The following is a 15860-nucleotide window of genomic DNA, read 5'->3' as shown; positions in this document are numbered from 1 at the left end:
GGTCGACAACGGCCACACAATGGAGACACTAAAATACAGACACCCTGGCATGATGAGTGTTACAGCGTGGACTTCTGGATTCGTGACCTCTCCGCTTCCCAGTGAACCTCCTGCTCTGCCATACGGGACTGCCTCGACAGATAAAGGTCTTTGCTGACACTGGTATAGGTGGATACCAGATAGGGGACACAATACGTCAGCAACACTTTCAGCCAATGCAGGGTCGCTTCGCCAACAACCGCTTCCCACTGATTGATCAAAACAAGCAGGGTACCCACCACCAGAGCCAGTTTCGCCGCTCGCTTTGGCGTGCCATGACTGACAGCCAGCTCGCATGCCTCGCTGCAGCGGCGAACAGAATGTGCGAATCGGGAAAACGACATGCGCGCCCTCACGTAGCAATGGATGCTCGAAATGTCATGCTCAATGACACCTCCCATGCCAGAACGTTACAAATTCTGAAAACTTTGAGGGAACTCTTGCAAACTCTCACCATGACTACGATACATTGACGCTCTCCAGGCAGCCGGCTCCAGCGACAGCTTAGAATAGCTGTAACAGTGCCCCCGGTTGTTTGTCTGTGCTAGAAACCCAGTAACAACAACCGGGATTAAAGATGTTCCTGAACTGGCTATCGCGGCGCCTTGCTGCCTACTTGTCCAAGCAGATCACCCGTCACTCCATCAGGACGTCGACCTGGGAAGCGCTGCAGGGGGCATTGCAACCGGGAGACGTACTTCTGGTCGAGGGGGATACGCGCATCAGTGTCGCGATCAAGTATCTTACCCAGTCCACCTGGTCTCACGCAGCTTTGTACCTCGGTCCGGATGCGGGCCTTGGCGAAGTGGACGACGGCGAATCGCGGGTACTTGTTGAAGCGGATCTTCAGGAAGGCATTCGGGCAATTCCACTGTCGTTCTACCGCCACTCCCACATTCGGGTCTGTCGACCGCTCGGACTCAGCGGGAATGATATTCGCCAACTGACGGATTATGCCATCAGTCGCATGGGGCACCAGTACGACATGAAGAACGTGTTTGACCTGGCGCGCTATCTTTTCCCGACGCCTCCGGTACCCACTCGTTACAGGCACAAACTGTTGGCGTTCGGGAGTGGGGACCCGACACGGGCCATCTGCTCAACCTTTATTGCAGAAGGGTTCCAGTTACTGCGCTATCCCATCCTGCCGATTGTAAGAACGCTCCCGGCGGACGACCCGGATTGTGAGGATTGCGTTATGGAGCGCTTCCGCATCCGCCACCATTCGCTGTTCACACCCAGGGATTTCGACGCCTCTCCCTACTTCCGAATCATCAAACCCACCCTTGAAACCGACTTTGACTACAGGACCATCGACTGGGAGGACCAATAGAATTCCGGCTCCGGCTTGCCCAACAAAAAGCCTTGAAGCTCATCACACCCCGAGGCGATCAGCCAATCCGCCTGCGCCTGGGTTTCCACACCTTCCGCAATGACTCGACATCCCAGGCTGTGCGCCATGGAAATCATAGTCCGGCACAACACCTCGTCCTGCTCGTTATCCGGTAATCCCGTCACAAATGCGCGATCAATCTTGATGCGTTTGACGGGTAAGGCCTTCAGGTAGGCAAGGGACGAATAGCCGGTACCAAAGTCATCCACCGCCAGTTGAATTCCCAGCGAGCGAAATCCTTCCAGAATCTCCAGGGCCAGGGAAACGTCCTTCATCAGTGCGGTTTCAGTGATTTCCAATTCCAGATAATCAGGAACCAGATTGTGGAATTCAAGAACACTGGCGATATGCTCAACGAGAGATCGATCCGTAAGCTGACGAGCTGAAACATTCACCGCCATCCGGCCCTGGAAGCCGTCGTCTACCCAACGCTTCATGGTAACGATGGCTTGCTCTATGACCCACCGCCCGACAGGAATAATCAATCCGATTTCTTCCGCAAGCGGCACAAACTCATCAGGAGACACGATACCGCGGAACGGGTGATACCAACGTAGAAGCGCTTCATAGCCAACACAATGCCCCGCACGATCAAACTGTGGCTGGTAGTGGAGTGCCAACTGGTTTCTCTCCTGGGCACCACGCAGATCCTTGAGCATGTCCTGGCGATGCTGAATCTGCTCCCCCAGATCTGACGCGAAAAACTGAATCTTGAGATCTGTGGATTTCTTTGCCCGGTGCATGGCAATCTCGGCATGGCCCAGCAAGGTTCCGGCATCCTCACCATCTACGGGCGTAACCGCAACACCGGCACTGACATCGCATTCGTAATTCACACCTGCGACGCACACCGGAGCCATACAGCTACGAATAACGGCAGCAATCTCCGCTTCCATCTGATCATATTCTGGATCTTGTTCAGGCGTCAGTAACAGCCCGAAAACGTCACCGCCCAGGCGAGCCACGTGGCCTGGCTCTCTGTTGAACCTAGAAAGCCTGCGGGCAATCTCCTGCAGCACCCGATCCCCGGTTTCATGCCCGGCCAGGCCGTTTAATGCCTGGAAATCATCGAGGCCAAGGACAATCAGGGCTGACCGCACGTTGTCCGCGTCATTCCGCGCTGCCAGATATCGGGTCAGACATTCTTCGAACAGGGAGCGGTTGGCCAGCCCCGTCAGCTGGTCATACAGACTGCGGATGTGCAGTTCCTGCTCCGTCCGTCTCAGCGAACGCGTGCGCTCCGCCAACAGCTGATCCAGACGCTGATTCAGGGCCTTTAAACGGTTCAGGTATGAAGCATTCTGCTTCAGCATGCGATTGAAGGTCGCCTCAACTTCACCAAATTCGTCGCAGCGCTCCGGCTTTCGGACATACATAAGCGGATGTTCAGCATCCGCACCGGCTCTGACGATACGGCTGCGCAACCGTAATAACGGGGACAACATCATGCGGTCCACAACGGCCATGGTCACCACTGTCACGAAGACGGCGATAAGCAGTGAAAGTCCCAGTATTCGCAAGACAAATGATGTCAGCTCTTCGGAAACTCCGGTCACATCCACGCGGGCCCTGACCGGATAATCCCCCAGCCACTGCCCTGAACCCCAGGCCAGATCCAGCCGATTGCTCTCAGTACGAGTCATGTCCCGTAACCGCCCCGCGGCATCCCCCGGATCAACCACTGGCTCACCAGCGGTCAACCAGCGCTCTCCAACCATCAGTTCAATGCCCGTGATTCGGGAACTTTCAAGCAACCGATTCAGCGAATCAGTGGTCACCGGCCCGGGCTTGGTTGCGAGAAACGTGGTGAGGGCCTGGCTTGCCAGCGTGGCATGCTGACGCAGGAGGTTTTCTTCATAGTTACGATAGGAGGGGATCAGAATGACAGATTCGATGACCAGGATGGCAACAAACGCCGCCATGGTGACATTCCGGCAAAGGCGACAGGCAATCAGCTGAGGTCCCCACTCCCGGATGGAATGCCAATCATCATCGTGCCGGCGGGAGATGCCACCGTCCCGGAATTCAACACCTGATTCAGTCCCTCCCTGGGATTTCATCGCACGCCCCCCCGTTTGGAGATTAAACCCGACCCACGTACTATCGACACTCCGGCCTTGGGGTTGTTACAGGCCAGAAGCCCGCATTCCTGTTATCACCCGACAATAACGATAAAAGAAACTGACATGAGAGCTCCCGAAAAAGCCGACATCGTGCCCTGGATAGCGCGCACTCTCTCCAGTCCGACAACGCGCCGACTCCGTCAGCAGGCGTACCGCCTGAACGCCCTTCGAAAAAGGGAAGGGAAGGTCGTCGATGTTTTCATCAATCCCCGGGATCCTTTCAGTTTCGTTTTATTGCAGGCCCTGCCCGACCTGAAACAGCGGTACGATATTCGGTTTCGATGCCACACCGTCTGGCAGCAACCACAGGAGATGTTCCCGGAGCCGGCCATGTGGGCGGACTGGGCAATCACCGACGCAAGCAGAGTTGCTTCCCTTTATGGTCTGGGGGGCCCGAACCCGTCGAAGCACCCTTCAGAGGAAGCTTTCATCGTCTGCCGGGATCAGTTACTGAACCTGGAAGACAATGGGGATTACCTGACGCCTGCCTGCGATGCCTTGCGTGCTCTCTGGAGAGGAGAAGCGATTGAGACAGCCAGAGAATCTTCATTATCACAGCCGGATCTGGCGGAGAGACTGCGTATCAATGAGCAGCGACTGAGCACTCTTGGTCACTACCAGGGCAGCATGCTGCATTTCCGGGGTGAATGGTTCTGGGGTATTGACCGGCTCGACCACCTGGAAAACCTGCTTATTCGTGAGGGCCTCACCTTCTCTCCGCCAACAGACGCCACCTGGACCCGAACCTGGACGGATCTCGGAAAGCACGCAAAGCCTCTGGAACAGTCGCACCCCGCCCGGAACGACGCGCTGGAAATATTCTTTTCTATCCGCAGCCCATACTCATACCTTGGCCTGGAAAGGGCCATTATGCTGGCAAACGCCTGGAATCTTCCGCTTGAATTACGTCCGGTTCTGCCCATGCTTATGCGCGGACAGGCAGTACCTGACGACAAGAAGTGGTACATATTTCAGGACACCAAACGCGAAGCAACCAAACTGGGCATACCCTACGGATTCGTTGCCGATCCATTAGGCGCCGGAGTTGAACGATGCTATGCGCTTTTTGAGTACGCCCGTGCTGAGGGACGGGAAGTCGAGTACATGCGCACTTATGCCCGGGCAGTCAACGCAGAGGGTATCCGCTCTGAAACCGATCGCGGCCTTCAAATCATTGTCGAACGCTCGGGGCTGGACTGGCACAAGGCCCGCCCCATGCTGAACGATCAGGGTTGGCGCGAATGGGCGGAAAATAACCGCAAGGCGATGTACAGCCATGGGCTATGGGGTGTTCCGAGCTTCCATTATGGCAGCGTCAGCTGTTGGGGCCAGGACCGTTTGTGGCTGATCGAAGACGAGATCAAAAAAAGGGGTGGAGACTAGCTCCACCCGAAAGGTTGGTTCCCAACCAACAACGCAGTTTCGCCCTACTTATTTCTGAACTTTTCCTGCTCAATCCGCATGTACTCGGTGAGCGCAGCCAGTTGATCTGACGCCCAATCCAGCGGCTGCGAAGCCATCGGCGCTACCATGCAGATCTGGACCATTTCATCGAGATGGACCATGTCCATGCCGAAGTCGGATTTTCCCATTGCCACAAAATGGGGGTAGTCGTTGGAGAAAGTATCGGCGTAGCCCGCACCGTTGGTGTGGCAGGTAGCGCACGCCAGCCCGTTAGAGGACAGGGACGTGTCGTTAAACAGGACCTTACCCTTTTCAGCCAAAGAACCGGCATCACCCTGATAAGGCGTGTAACCCTCAGGCCGCCGTACGGCTTCCTTCTTGGCTTCGGAGACGCCTTCTGCTTCACCTTCTCCCTCGCCTTCCGCTTCTCCCTTGGCTTCTCCTTCGCCCTCAGCTTCGCCTTTTGCTTCTCCCTCAGCCTCGCCCCGGGCTTCACCTTCGGCTTCTCCCTGTGCCGCTTCAGCTGACGGAATCAAGCTGAATCCGTTATCTGATACCGCCGTCGCACCGGCCATCGCTACGACCGTCATTACCGGTACCGACACCATCAGATTTCGGGAAAGCTTTCGCAGGAGTTCCTTACGATTTGTATCAGTCGACATTTGATCACCCTCCGGTTGTTATCCTTTATTGGCCCTATCAGGTCACGCACTCTTCGCCATATTCAGTTGCTGCAAATGCCGCAATGTTGACGGGTGAACCCCGAATTCTTCGCTGACTTCAACACCCTCCTGTTCCGCCAGCATGGCAATAATGGCCATGTGGTGAACCGTGTGGCTGGCAAGGAATACCAGCTCCCGATCAATACTGGTGGATACCAGACGATCATGGTCATCGCTGACATGCCGCATCAGGACCGACGTTCGGTGCCTGGCGGTCATCAACTGGCAGAGCGAGCTAACAATCGCCAGGAGCCTGTTACAGGCCGCATGTTGGTCCAGTTCGAGCGACTCTTCCCGTTGTCGGTTTTCGTAATCAAGTGACTCGGGAGATGGCTCATCCACAGTTCTCAGAAGAGCCATGTAATGGTCAATGATGTGACGTACGTGCTTGCCGATCACATGCTGCTTCCTCGCCCCGAAGGTTTGTCGGTACACCTGTGCCGGTAACGCCACGAGAAAGTCCGTTAGCTGATTGATCGCGTGTGTATTTTCAGCCACAAGGTCGGCGCAATTGATGGATTCGGAACTTGAATTCAGCATTTTTATTCACCCGTATCAGCTGGGTTGATTCGTATCGCGACAACGTCATTTCCAGGGGCAGGCGGGTGGGCCCCGGTGCAAGGAAGCTATTCCCTGCCCGGGCCACTGCCAGTTGATCCGGTGAAACCAGCCGGGGTTAGCTCTCGGCCTCGCCTTCACCTTCAGCCTCGGCTTCTCCGGCGGCCAGCATCAGGTATTCAGTTTCCGCATTGACGTCAGCGGCCGAGGCACTGAAGGCCGACGCACCAACAACTACCGCAAGGATCGGGCCGGTGTAGCTGATCCCCTTGGCGAGCTTTCTCAACAACTGTCTTTTCTGGATATCTCTGGACATATGCTTTCCTCTCTATCCGTTTCGGTGGTTAACACCGGGCAATTTGCCCGGATTCTTTTCAGGCAGAGTGACTCACGCCCTGCGTTTCCTGTTCCAGTGGCAAATTCGCCATTGCGGTTTCCGGGTGATTGGCATCCACCAGATATCGATCAATGCCCGCCAGCCAGTCCGCCAGCCGTGAGAATCCCGCAGATTCCAAAGGCTGCCCGTCAGCCCCACAGCAGCCGGGGATGAGATAGCGCATGACCTCACTCACAGAGAGCCTTCGGATCCCTGTCTTCTCCCGCAGGGAGACGTGGCTGGGGATAAGCACTGTCTGAAGCCGGCGCGTCTCTCCGGCCAGTCCGGAAGAGGCGGCCTGCAGCATCACGCCGCTGCCGTCTGCCAGGTGATGAATCGGCGATGCGTGTGGCTTGCCGGCAGCATTCGTTTTCGACTCGGGCATCTGAGCCGGTAGCCCCAGCACGGAACAAAGTCCGCCCACATCCTCCGGGATTTTGATGGCACGACTGAACCCGGCGTCGAGACGGCTCGCCATCTCAAGCGCAGGCAGATCACCCAGCTCCCGGTCGCTGTTGGCCACCAGGACGGCATTGTCGGGGTCATCCGGGGAGGCAATCAGGCCAGCATCAAGAACAATCTCGCCGTTATCTGCCGCACGTCGGGTCAGACACACCATCACCGCAGGTACCACCCGGGAAAGTGCCAACCGTGACTGAACGACCTTACCGTCAAGAATCAGCGTGTATCCCGGTGTATCTCGGACGATTTCCAATCGGGATTCAGCCCCCTGTAGCGATTCGCCCGCCATCGGCGTAAGCAGGGGCTCTATCCGGTCAACCAGGGGCTCGCTGTCTGTGCAGAGTTCGACCCGGAAGGCCCCACACTCAAGGACCCGTGAAAATTGCACAGTCTTGCCAGGGACTCGCGCTTCGACAGCGCGCGGAACAGCACTGATCGAAGCACCAGAGGGGTCTTTTTGCACCAATAGTTGATTGGCGGCCCAGTCCGCCAACGAATTCCAGACGTCCCGGCGAATGGCCCAGATATCGGGTTGGCCCGCCGCCCCGGGATCAATCGAGTCATTCAGGGCATCCGCTATGTCATCCGGCGCGGCGCCGTCTGTCGCCATCAGCCAGATCAGGGAACCGGTCTCGTTCAGGGCGCTGAGATGGCCAAGACGAGTGTCATAAACGTACACACAATCATCGCTGATCATGTCCTCGGCGTAACGCCGCCTAAGCGTCGGTTGCGTGAGCGGCTCATTGGAGATTGCCTTTGCCAGAACCCAGTCTTCCAGGCGCGGCAGGGCATAAAAAGGCAGGTACCGAGCCGGGGTATCCGAAGGCAGCAGGCGCTTGAAATTCCCCGCCCGCGACAACTCTTCCCCGGTTTCCATAATCAGTTGTTGCTCGGGGGTGTCGGCATGATCGGGTTCAGTCTTGCCATTCACTCCCACCAAGCTGACCAGATCCGCCACCAGCGAGCCCTTGATATCCTCTTCGATCTCGCCACCACTTTCCGGACCGGCACAGACTTCCAGCGACGGGCTCAGGTTGCATTCACAAATCCAGGGTTTGAGCTGGTCATCGATCAGGCAATCAATACCAAGCAATTCGTAGCAACCCCGGGTATCTGCGCCGATCGCCCTCGATCTCTCCCGCATGGACTCCAGAGCGGATAGGCAGGTCAGCGAAACCAGGTCTTCAATTTTGGCAAACAGGTCGTCATCGTCATGACCTTCCTCCCGCAACCAGGCCCGATATCGCTCCAGATCAACAAACTCCACCGGTACCTCGGCATCGAGGTTCAGCGCATTAATATCCGGGTTGGTGAGATAGCTGTAGGGGTTGTCTGCGTTTTCTTCGTCATAGGGTTCAGAGGCAAGTTTGGCAAAGCCCTGACGATAGAGATAAACCCGCAAGGGCGTGACAGAAGTGATGGCGACGTACAGGCGCAGTACGTATTTGCGCCCGTGCATGGTGTGTGGGTTACCGATGTACTCCTGGACCATCCATGAAGAATCCAGCGGAATGTTCGCCGGATCCTGAACCAGCTGAATGCCCTTGCCCCGGGCCCCATTCTTGGGCTTGAGCAGCCAGCGGCTGGACGGGTTGTCAAAAGCTTCCTGCTGAAACTCATGGTAATCCTCAGGCATGGAGAAAACCCGGGGTACGAACTGCAGCCGGTCTGTCAGATGAGACGCCCCGCGCTGTTGCGCCTCGACCCGCTCCCGAAGCGTAACCAGGCTCTGATAGAGCCGGCTCTTAACCGTCAGGGCGTTGTTTCCCGGAATGTGGTTGATCTTGCGGTCAGGCCCGACTTTCGCGAAGTATTCCGGGTCCGGCATGCCGGTGTACCAACAGGCATCCCACTCCTGCGGATCATCCCCGGCCTGCCAGCGGGCTTTATCAAGTGATGATTCGAAAAAACGGTCCTGCTCGTAGGTGCGCTTGCCACCCATCCAGTAGTGTCGAGTCATATCGGATTACGCTCCTGCACCGTGAACCTGTGCGCCCTGAATTTGCCTTGATTTGTGTTGCTCTCCTATGTCGACACATCAGACCGGAAGGCGTTACACATCTCTGGCAATTTTTGCTCGGTGCGGGCTATTCCAACTGTCACTGGTGTTATGTCATGGAGGAGGAATCCTTCGAAGATGAGGAAATCAATCACGTACTGGAACAGCAGTTCGAAGGCCACGAAAACGGCGGCTTTTTCATGACCGGCAAAGGACCGAAGTCCTGGTCAGGGCGTTAACAACACCCTCCCTGGCTGGCACCTTCATCATCGCCTTGATCATCACCATTCCCAAAAGGCACATCGGTACCGCAATCCTTGAAGATGCCAAAGTGAGTGGCACCATCACCCATAAACTCAAAATGCTCCGCAAAACGGGTGTCCTTCAACATACGGAGAGTGTTGCCACACACCGGGAACACCTTCCCCGCCGGAATGGCGTGGTGCTTGTCGAGATCGAACTGATGCGGGTGGTGCGCGATGGTGCCGCGATAGATCACCGCCTGGCCGTAATCCTCACAGGCTGGCTCCAGCCCCTCCAGCTTGAACAGCCGGTAGGTGGCCGAGAAGAAGCGGATGGGGCCGGTTTTCTCCTTTTGGGCGCTGTTATTGATGGTAATCGGGCTGTCTGTCACCAGACGCGGGTCCGCAAAACCGGCGGCTTTCGCCATATTCTCGAAATCGTTCCAGTAGAGCGCGCCACTGAGACACTCGCCATAAAGTACCGGGTCGTTGACCAGTGATTCGGGGATTCGGCGATCCGAGTAGACGTCCGAGAAATACATTTCGCCACCGGGCTTCAGCAGACGATAGGCTTCTCGCATTACCGCCGGCTTGTCCGGAGAGAGGTTGATCACACAGTTGGAGACGATGATGTCGAAGCTGCCCGGCTCGAGATCCAGCTCGTCCAGTTTCTCGATATAGCCCTTGAGGAAACGGACATTGGGCTTGGCAAAACCGAACACATCGGCATGGTAATCCACATGACGACGGGCCACCGCCAGCTGTTCATCGGTCATGTCAACGCCGACCACTTCCCCGGATCCCCCGACCAGGGCCGCCAGTGCGTATACGTCCCGGCCCGAGCCGCTGCCAAGGTCAAGAATTCGCATACCTTCCAACTGTTCCGGTGCCACCAGACCACAGCCGTAATACTTCGTAAGCACTTCATCGTGGATCTTGCCAATAATGGGCTTCAGATGACTGGGCATGGCATCGTCAGTGCAGCAGGCATTGGTTTGCAGGTCATCCGATTTCTGCAGTACTTTCCCGTAATAGTCCTTCACCTGATCATGGACCATGGTATTCCTCGCTTTGTCGTCAAGTTATGAAAACGTGTTCAAGGGGCCTTGCCTCTGCACAACTCCTTAGTGTCATTGCCCAATTTTAACCCCAGTCTATGCTTTAGATACGATACACGTCGGAAGGAGGCATTATGAAAACGCTATTGACCACAATGCTAATGATCATCTCCCTGTCCGCAAGCACAGCTTTGCTCGCGCAGGATAACCCGTTAAGAGTCGGGATGTCCGGCCAGTATTTCCCGTTTACCTTTGTCGAGCAGGATGAGCTCAAAGGCTTTGATGTCGACATCATGAATGCCCTGGGCAAGGAAATGGGGCGTGACATCAAGTACGAAACCGCCAACTTCTCGGGCCTGTTTGGCATGCTGGAATCGGGGCGCATCGATACCGTCGCCAACCAGATCACCATCACCGAGGAACGGCAAAAAGCGTATATTTTCAGTGATCCCTACGTCTATGATGGCGCCCAGGTGGTCGTCAAGAAAGGCAACACCGAAATTCAGGGTGTGGAAGACCTGAAGGGTAAAACCGTTGCGGTGAACCTGGGCTCGAATTTCGAAGAGCTGCTGCGGGAGCTGCCCTACGCGGACGAGATCAACATCAAGACCTATGACAGTAACCTGGAGCGGGATACGGCCCTCGGTCGTGTTGACGCCTTCGTAATGGACCGGGTCAGTGCCAGCCAGATCATCAAGGAGAAACCGCTGCCACTGGCACTCGCGGGCCCTACGTTCTCCCAGATCACCAACGCCTATCCGTTCCGCGATACCGAGTCCGGAAGGGCCCTGCGGGACGAGGTCAACCAGGCCCTGGCGACCCTGCGGGAAAACGGAACCCTGACCTCCATTTCAGAGAAGTGGTTCGGCACGGACATCACTCAGCCCTGAGGGGCACATCGGGGGCGGATTTTCTATGGACGTGTTGAACGTCGACTACATGCTCGGGCTGGTACCTGTCCTGCTCAGGTATCTGCCCCTTACCCTGCAACTGGCGACGATCGGGATGGTACTGGCCCTGATCCTCGCCTGCCTGTTTGCCGTCGTCCGGGTACTCGCTATCCCGGTACTCAACCAACTGACCATCGTATTCATTTCCTTCTTCAGGGGCACGCCGCTACTGGTTCAACTGTTCCTGTTCTATTACGGGCTGCCCCAACTGGTCAGCGCACTGACAGTCATCGACGGTATCACCGCGACCATCATGGGCCTGACCATGCATTTTTCCGCCTACATGGCCGAATCGATCCGCGCTGCCATTGTCGGTGTTGATCGCAGCCAGACCGAAGCCGCGCTGTCGATCGGCATGACTAATGGCCAGCTGATGCGACGAATCGTGCTGCCCCAGGCCACCCGGGTTGCGTTGCCCACGCTGATGAACTACTTCATCGACATGATCAAGGCCACCTCCCTGGCCTTCACCCTGGGGGTCACAGAACTGATGGGCGCCACTCAGAAAGAAGCCTCCGGCAGCTTCCTGTACTTCGAGGCATTCATTGTCGCCGCCATCATGTACTGGATCGTGGTGGAGCTGCTGTCCAAGCTTCAGCACTACCTGGAAATCCGCCTCAACAAGGCCTATAGCCGATGATCAAACTGCAGTCACTGAGCAAGCATTTTGGCAAGGCCGTGGTCCTCGACGGCATCGACCTCACCATTGAGAAGGGTGAAATCGTGGTAATCATCGGTCCTTCGGGCACCGGTAAGTCCACCCTGTTGCGTTGTATCAATTTCCTGGAACAACCAACCGCCGGCACGATTACCGTTGGCGATCTTAGCGTAGAGGCGGACAGGGCCAGCCGGTCGGAAATCCTCGCCATGCGCCGGCAGACAGCGTTTGTGTTCCAGAACTACGCATTGTTTGCCAACAAGACGGCACTGCAGAACATCGCCGAACGTCTGCTGGTGGTGGACCGCTGGCCAAAGGAAAAAGCGTATCAACGAGCCCGGGAAATACTGGAACAGATCGGTCTGGCCGACAAGGCGGACGCCTATCCCGCCTCCATGTCCGGGGGCCAGCAACAACGGGTCGGTATAGGCCGCGCGATGGCCGCCGGCGCGGAAGTCATCCTGTTTGATGAACCGACGTCCTCCCTGGACCCCGAGTGGGTGGAGGAAGTGTTGGGGCTGATGAAACAACTGGCCTCAGCGCGCCAGACCATGATGGTGGTCACTCATGAAATGTCTTTCGCCCGGGACGTGGCCGACCGGGTGATCTTTATCGACGGCGGTCGTATTGTGGAACAAGGGCCACCCAGCGAGATCTTCTACCACCCGCAGGATCCCCGTACGAAGGATTTTCTGAAAAAAATTCTGGCCACGAATCCGGTATGACGGCCAGCCACCGAATCGGGAGGCTCTTCCATGACCAACCATGTCCCCGCCGGCCAAGTCCCTCGCATGATCAATGCAATTGCCGGGGGATGGGTCGCGGATGCCGCAAGTCTCGGACTGCACTGGCTGTACGATAGCCAACGCATCATCGAGGTTGGCGGCCAGTCCCCGGAATTTCTGCCCGTGACAGCCGATTACTTCAAAGGCGGGTTTGGCTATTTCGCCCACGAGGGTAAGCAGATCGGTGATGTCAGTCATTATGGCGCTGCGACCGAGGTGCTGACCGACAGCCTGCTGGCCAGCGAGGGCATCCTGGATGTCCGCGATTACCAGCGGCGTTTTCGCGCCTTCTTTGGCCCCGGCGGTCATTGGCGCGGCTACATCGACAACCCCACCCGGGTGACCCTGAACAACCTGAACAGCATCGAGCAGAACGCCATTGAACAGGCGCTATCAACCACCACGGCCGACCTGACCGATAAACAGAAGCGCATTCTGGTACAGAAGGTTTTGCCCTACACCCGGCGGCTGAGCGGCGATCAGCTGGCTGCTCCGGTCCGCAAGGCCATCAGCCTGACCTACCAGGAGCCGGAGATTCAGGATGCCGGTGTTCATCTGGCTGAGACCATCGATCAACTCCTGCTGCCCGAAAGCGGCGCCGATGATATGCAGTTACCAGCTGTCTCCAAACTGCCGCCACTGGTCGCCAGTTATTGCGGCAGCGGCAAGCTGATGGCGATCATAGAAGCCGCTGTACGGGTGACCAATCACAATGACGACGCCGTAGCCTGGGCAAAATGCGCAGCACGACTTCTGGATCATCTTTACAGGGGAGATCCCATATCATCAGCGCTGGACGTCGCAACCACTGAAGCACCAGACGCGGACAGCCTCAACAAAGCCCGCTCCGGCGCCGTTCTGGATGCAATGGGCGCCGGCGACACCTATGGCCGCACCTGTTATCTGCATGAAGCCATGCCGGTGATCTTTCATATCCTGAGTCAGGCCAGCAGCTTTACCGAAGCGGTACGCGCCAATATCCAGTGTGGGGGAGACTCCTGTGGCCGGGCCTGGATCATCGGGCCGGCCATGGCGGCCATTCACGGCGTGGGGGGTGAACGTGGCATTCCCCTGAGCTGGCTGGCGCGGGTAACCGATGCCCCTGCTATCCTCAGGGATATCGAGTCACTGGTGAACCGCACATGGGCACGAAAGGTGCACGACGTTGTCACCCGATAAGCGACCTTATGTTGTTCGCCACCCAGCAACGGGACGGCGTGGGGCCTTCATCAAAGTCGGCACAGGTATCCACCCGCATCACCTCGATGACCCCGCACTCAACGATCAGCGTTCCGGATGTGTGAGCCGCCGTCCAGTCCACCCGCACTGACGCCTCATCATCGCCGGACATGGATTCGCCACCGACCACAAGACTTGCTGTCAGCTTGCGCTCTGACAACCATACCAGTGCCGCAATTTCTGCGCACTGCTGAGGTTGGCTTAGTCGTGAATTGCCGCGATAGCAGGGCAAATAGGGTACTCCCTCAACCTCATGCTCAAGGAGGGGCAATACGTGTTCCGGCGCGACGCGACCGTACTTACGCATGGTGGGGAAGATCATGACGCTGGCTGAAAACCGGCAACCACCCAGATGGGAGCTCTCCCAGACGTCAAAGGGTAAACGACGGTCCTTGACCGTTGCCGCAAGCTCACGATAGGCGGCATAGCCAAACTTGGCGCAGCACTTGTCTTTTTTGCCATGGGTACAGCAAAGCAGCAGTGTTTCCCTGATTGGCGCACCACCCCAGCTGGCCAGATCACGGCCGGATTCCACCGCCGCCAGGAAATCAGCAAGCTCGCTTCGCTCCACATCGAAATATCGACCTTCCGGCAGCAGATAGATTCTGTGGCTACAGGCCGATCGGCCACGCTGATCGATCATGTTCACCCGCCGGCCACTGGCTGCGAGACGCTCTATCCGCTGGGTCAGATCCTCCCCCATATCATGAGCGAGGCGCAGGCTGCGGGACCATTTTGGACGAGGCCAGCTGATTAACAGATTGCTGACAGCGTGGGTTCCGGTACCGGCCAGCGGGTCACCAGCCCGCAGGCCTTCAACAGAACAAAATCGTTGGCTGGCGGCATGTCGATTGGAAGGCATATTGGCGTCGCTTTGGGAGATGGTCTGATAGTATTACCTCTCATTCTCACGATCAAACCCATACACCACAAGCGATCAATTCATCACCCGGTTCACCTGCTCCACGAACGCCGCGGGCAACACATCGATCACCGGACGCTGGTCGCCGCTCATTTCCGGTGCCGGCGTTTTCGGTTCCGAGGCAATGATGGACGGATTCTCCGACCAGTGCAGCAGCTGCAGTTCGCCATCGGCCTGTTCCACCAATGCGGTACAGTGCTCCACCCAGTCCCCGTCATTGCAATACAGGCCTTCAGCACTTCTGAGGAAACCGGCGGAGTGGATGTGACCACAGATGAAGCCGTCATAGTGACCTCGTTCGGCAGCGGTCAGGGCGGCCAGTTCGAAACGACGAATGAAGGTGCGTGCCTTGCCGATCCGGCTTTTGACCCAGGCCGCCAGCGACCAGTAGGGCTTGCCATTGAGCCGCCGCCAGGCGTTAAACCAGCGATTGAACCGCAGCAGGAGTCCGTGGGCACGGTCCCCCACCAGCAACATCAGCGGACTGCAGCGCACCACCTGATCAAACTGATCGCCGTGGCAGACCAGAAATCGCCTGCCATCGGCAGTGGTGTGGATGGCCTTGTAGCGGATGTCGATACCGGAGATCGTCTGGCCACAGAAGCGACGGACAAATTCATCATGATTGCCCGGCACATACACCACCCGGGTACCGGTTGCGGCCAACTCCATGAATTTGTGAATAACCGCCTGATGGGAATCGGGGAAATGCACCCGCCGCTGCATCGCAATCAGGTCAACGATATCCCCCACCAGATAGAGCGTCTCGCAACGGACATTGTTGAGGAAATCCAGCAGATAGTCTGCCTGACAATCCGCCGTTCCCAGGTGCACATCTGAAATGAACACACTCCGGTAGTTCCGCATTTCGTCTCCCACCCTTCAGCCATGCTGGATATGGCCACTGTCACAAAGGTGGGTGACAGGAAC

The 15860-nt window shown here is 57.0% G+C and carries 16 protein-coding genes; 7 read left to right on the top strand and 9 right to left on the bottom strand.

Translation table 11 applies throughout. The annotated features are described in order from the left end of the window. Positions 1–59 precede the first annotated feature (59 nt). A complete protein-coding gene (gene nrtS, locus MARLIPOL_RS11415; protein WP_012138272.1) occupies positions 60–383 on the bottom strand; it encodes a nitrate/nitrite transporter NrtS in 324 nt (107 codons plus the stop codon). A gap of 233 nt (positions 384–616) precedes the next feature. Here nrtS and MARLIPOL_RS11410 point away from each other — a divergent pair, with 233 nt between their 5' ends. After that, a complete protein-coding gene (locus tag MARLIPOL_RS11410) occupies positions 617–1372 on the top strand; it encodes a YiiX/YebB-like N1pC/P60 family cysteine hydrolase (protein WP_012138271.1) in 756 nt (251 codons plus the stop codon). Here the strand turns inward: MARLIPOL_RS11410 and MARLIPOL_RS11405 are convergent. Next, positions 1342–3492 (bottom strand): putative bifunctional diguanylate cyclase/phosphodiesterase, encoded by a 2151-nt coding sequence (locus MARLIPOL_RS11405; RefSeq protein WP_012138270.1) that lies wholly within the window; start codon positions 3490–3492, stop codon positions 1342–1344. The genes MARLIPOL_RS11410 and MARLIPOL_RS11405 overlap by 31 nt on opposite strands. A gap of 126 nt (positions 3493–3618) precedes the next feature. On the opposite strand from MARLIPOL_RS11405, the gene MARLIPOL_RS11400 reads away from it, so the two are divergent. After that, positions 3619–4938 carry a DsbA family protein gene (locus MARLIPOL_RS11400; protein ID WP_012138269.1) on the top strand — a complete coding sequence of 440 codons (1320 nt, stop codon included), beginning with the start codon at positions 3619–3621 and terminating at the stop codon, positions 4936–4938. Positions 4939–4982: 44 nt separating this feature from the next. Here the strand turns inward: MARLIPOL_RS11400 and MARLIPOL_RS11395 are convergent, their stop codons facing one another. The 4 genes from MARLIPOL_RS11395 to MARLIPOL_RS11380 all read right to left on the bottom strand — a co-directional run bounded on the left by MARLIPOL_RS11395 (position 4983) and on the right by MARLIPOL_RS11380 (position 9037). Further along, on the bottom strand, positions 4983–5621 hold the full coding sequence (locus MARLIPOL_RS11395) for a c-type cytochrome (protein WP_012138268.1): 639 nt from the start codon (positions 5619–5621) through the stop codon (positions 4983–4985). Between the two features lie 42 nt (positions 5622–5663). Then, on the bottom strand, positions 5664–6221 hold the full coding sequence (locus MARLIPOL_RS11390; protein WP_012138267.1) for a DinB family protein: 558 nt from the start codon (positions 6219–6221) through the stop codon (positions 5664–5666). A gap of 136 nt (positions 6222–6357) precedes the next feature. Continuing rightward, complete coding sequence (locus MARLIPOL_RS11385; protein ID WP_012138266.1) at positions 6358–6555, bottom strand: hypothetical protein; 198 nt, start codon at positions 6553–6555, stop codon at positions 6358–6360. 58 nt (positions 6556–6613) lie between these two features. Beyond that, the gene (locus tag MARLIPOL_RS11380) at positions 6614–9037 is read right to left on the bottom strand and encodes an ATP-grasp domain-containing protein (RefSeq protein ID WP_012138265.1); all 2424 of its coding nucleotides are present in this window, start codon (positions 9035–9037) and stop codon (positions 6614–6616) included. Between MARLIPOL_RS11380 and MARLIPOL_RS18415 the strand changes: the two genes are divergently transcribed. Next, positions 8974–9315 (top strand): DUF255 domain-containing protein, encoded by a 342-nt coding sequence (locus tag MARLIPOL_RS18415; protein WP_082446163.1) that lies wholly within the window; start codon positions 8974–8976, stop codon positions 9313–9315. The two genes, MARLIPOL_RS11380 and MARLIPOL_RS18415, sit on opposite strands and share 64 nt — an antisense overlap. On the opposite strand, the gene MARLIPOL_RS11375 is transcribed toward MARLIPOL_RS18415, so the two are convergent. Then, the gene (locus MARLIPOL_RS11375) at positions 9312–10376 is read right to left on the bottom strand and encodes a methyltransferase domain-containing protein (RefSeq protein ID WP_012138264.1); all 1065 of its coding nucleotides are present in this window, start codon (positions 10374–10376) and stop codon (positions 9312–9314) included. The genes MARLIPOL_RS18415 and MARLIPOL_RS11375 overlap by 4 nt on opposite strands. A gap of 134 nt (positions 10377–10510) precedes the next feature. Between MARLIPOL_RS11375 and MARLIPOL_RS11370 the strand changes: the two genes are divergently transcribed. From MARLIPOL_RS11370 to MARLIPOL_RS11355, 4 genes are read left to right on the top strand one after another with little or no spacing between them, the layout of a single operon-like run. After that, a complete protein-coding gene (locus MARLIPOL_RS11370) occupies positions 10511–11266 on the top strand; it encodes an amino acid ABC transporter substrate-binding protein (RefSeq protein WP_012138262.1) in 756 nt (251 codons plus the stop codon). 25 nt (positions 11267–11291) lie between these two features. After that, complete coding sequence (locus tag MARLIPOL_RS11365; protein ID WP_012138261.1) at positions 11292–11966, top strand: amino acid ABC transporter permease; 675 nt, start codon at positions 11292–11294, stop codon at positions 11964–11966. Further along, positions 11963–12709 carry an amino acid ABC transporter ATP-binding protein gene (locus MARLIPOL_RS11360; RefSeq protein WP_012138260.1) on the top strand — a complete coding sequence of 249 codons (747 nt, stop codon included), beginning with the start codon at positions 11963–11965 and terminating at the stop codon, positions 12707–12709. The genes MARLIPOL_RS11365 and MARLIPOL_RS11360 overlap by 4 nt, the downstream gene beginning before the upstream one ends. A gap of 30 nt (positions 12710–12739) precedes the next feature. Beyond that, complete coding sequence (locus tag MARLIPOL_RS11355) at positions 12740–13948, top strand: ADP-ribosylglycohydrolase family protein (protein ID WP_012138259.1); 1209 nt, start codon at positions 12740–12742, stop codon at positions 13946–13948. Here the strand turns inward: MARLIPOL_RS11355 and MARLIPOL_RS11350 are convergent. Further along, positions 13938–14870, bottom strand: a complete 933-nt coding sequence (locus tag MARLIPOL_RS11350; protein WP_012138258.1) for a sucrase ferredoxin — start codon at positions 14868–14870, stop codon at positions 13938–13940. The two genes, MARLIPOL_RS11355 and MARLIPOL_RS11350, sit on opposite strands and share 11 nt — an antisense overlap. A gap of 75 nt (positions 14871–14945) precedes the next feature. Beyond that, on the bottom strand, positions 14946–15797 hold the full coding sequence (locus MARLIPOL_RS11345) for a UDP-2,3-diacylglucosamine diphosphatase (RefSeq protein WP_012138256.1): 852 nt from the start codon (positions 15795–15797) through the stop codon (positions 14946–14948). Between the last annotated feature and the right edge of the window lie 63 nt (positions 15798–15860).

The sequence above is a fragment of the Marinobacter lipolyticus SM19 genome, from assembly GCF_000397065.2.
GTDB classification, from domain to species: domain Bacteria; phylum Pseudomonadota; class Gammaproteobacteria; order Pseudomonadales; family Oleiphilaceae; genus Marinobacter; species Marinobacter lipolyticus.
Note: the sequence above shows the minus strand (reverse complement) of the source record. Positions and strands in the feature narration are given on the sequence as shown.